The organism is Microvirga sp. Mcv34, assembly GCF_024519725.1.
Lineage (GTDB): Bacteria > Pseudomonadota > Alphaproteobacteria > Rhizobiales > Beijerinckiaceae > Microvirga.
Genome location: NZ_JALJRK010000243.1, coordinates 1 through 420, shown reverse-complemented (window position 1 = coordinate 420; position 420 = coordinate 1). Strand labels below are relative to the sequence as shown.

General features: G+C 69.8%; 1 pseudogene. It reads right to left on the bottom strand.

What is annotated here, in order from left to right:
• Positions 1–420: pseudogene (locus tag OC446_RS30395) on the bottom strand (hypothetical protein); the annotation flags it as partial.

Sequence of the window (420 nt, the reverse complement as noted above, 5' to 3'; positions counted from 1 at the left end):
TGATCGCGCACCCGCCGCTCCACCTTTCCCTTGCACTGGGGCTGGCGCGGGGGACAGGCATCGATGTGGAACTTCATGGTCGCCGCATAGCGGCGGTAGGTTGGATTGATCACGCCCCAGGCGCCGGCCCCGCGCGAGATCGCGGTCTTCTCGTTATCGATGCGCACGGTCGCCGGCACGCCGCCCAGGCGGGTAAAGCAGCCCGAATGGCAGCCCAGCCAGGCCAGCATGTCCTTGGCCGGTGACCAGACGATCGCCTGCTTGCGGCTGAACGACAGCACCATGTGCAGGGCGAGAAGATCGGTCGGGATGCCGGCGATGATGACGCCCGGGAAGTGGGCCCAGTCGACTTGCGCCGGGGCCCCGGGAGGGGTCTCGACGCGCCGGCGGGCCCGGATGGCCGGAGCCGGATAGGCGTGG